The following is a 493-nucleotide window of genomic DNA, read 5'->3' on the forward strand; positions in this document are numbered from 1 at the left end:
AGTCGATTGAGCCCCATTTTTGGCCCGTTTTGTTACCATTCTCAAGCATCCTGTTTGTATGCGCCGGAAAACGCCCCTAGGAAAATCAACTTTCCGTGCCCATACAGTTGAAAATACGATTCCGCTAGGTTATAATGGAGAAAATGGCTGAAAACTGCCCGCAATTTGATTGTATGGACCCATCCAACAGGACTTTTATGTACACCCCCTACCTCGACCCCCTCGGCACGTCAGACGTGACGACGATCCACTACGTCAACTCTTACCCGGGCGCTGGCAAGACATATGCTGCGCTCAATATCGCGGAGGCTACGCTTAATGACCCCACAGCCAACTACGTTTTGGTGTACGCGGCCCCTACGCTGCGTCTGCTTTCGCAGTTCCGGGCCGATCTGCTGCGACGCAAACCTGCGGCAAAGTCTCGCGTTCATCTCATTGACTCCGAATCTGATGATCTGGCTGTAGCCCAGCAACTAGAGGGCAAGTTGAACGG

At 52.5% G+C, this 493-nt stretch carries 1 protein-coding gene; it reads left to right on the forward strand.

Annotated elements, in window-relative coordinates:
* Positions 1-134: 134 nt before the first annotated feature.
* The coding region (locus AC1RPW_RS07905) for a hypothetical protein (protein ID WP_481769430.1) at positions 135-493 on the forward strand (359 nt) is incomplete at its 3' end.

This window comes from Dellaglioa sp. CoH-55-MRSF-8 (genome assembly GCF_056782195.1).